1 pseudogene is annotated in these 755 nt (G+C 48.5%); it reads left to right on the top strand.

Annotation, left to right across the window (positions count from 1 at the left end):
* Positions 1-755 (top strand): annotated as a pseudogene (locus ETC02_RS16790) (IS66-like element ISGst1 family transposase); the annotation flags it as partial.

The following is a 755-nucleotide window of genomic DNA, read 5'->3' as shown; positions in this document are numbered from 1 at the left end:
TGGAATCAAATATGGACATCATCGAAGACGCCTTACTTGAATCCAACATCCTGCATGTCGATGAAACGAGTTTGCGCATCAATGGGAAACTCGCATGGGTGCATGTCGCGTGTACATCGAGATATACATACTTGGCTCCTCACGCTTCTCGTGGAAAAAAAGCGACCGATGATATCGGGATTCTTCCCCGATATGAAGGGACGATGATGCACGATGCGTTCGGTACATATCCGAAATACACACATGCCACCCATGCCCTTTGTCATGCCCACCATTTGCGTGAGTTAAAAGGATTCATCGAACAGGGGCATACGTGGGCGATGCGCATGACCACGTTTCTGTTAGCCGCCAAGCAAGCCGTCGAAGCCCATCACGGTGCACTTTCCGAAGAAGAAGCGAGACGGTGGGAACGAGTGTATGATCGCATCCTAGAAAGAGCACAACACCGATTAGAAACGATGACGCCTCTTCCGAAAAAAGCACTCGCTTTTGTTCGACGCCTTCAAAAACGAAAGGAAGAAGCGCTGCGTTTCTTACGTGAAGTACATGTTCCCTTTGATAACAACCAAGCCGAACGCGATCTTCGCATGGTCAAAGTCAAAGAGAACATTTCGGGTACGTTTCGCGAAGAAACATTCGCGCAGTCGTTTTGCATCGCAAGAAGCATCGTTTCCACACTGACGAAACACGAAAAAAACGTGTGGGATTCGTTATGTCTTCTGTTGGCAGGCGAAACGATCGATCGAGTTCTTTCC

It is taken from the genome of Geobacillus sp. DSP4a, assembly GCF_013096875.1.
Classification (GTDB): Bacteria; Bacillota; Bacilli; order Bacillales; family Anoxybacillaceae; genus Geobacillus; species Geobacillus thermophilus.
Note: the sequence above shows the minus strand (reverse complement) of the source record. Positions and strands in the feature narration are given on the sequence as shown.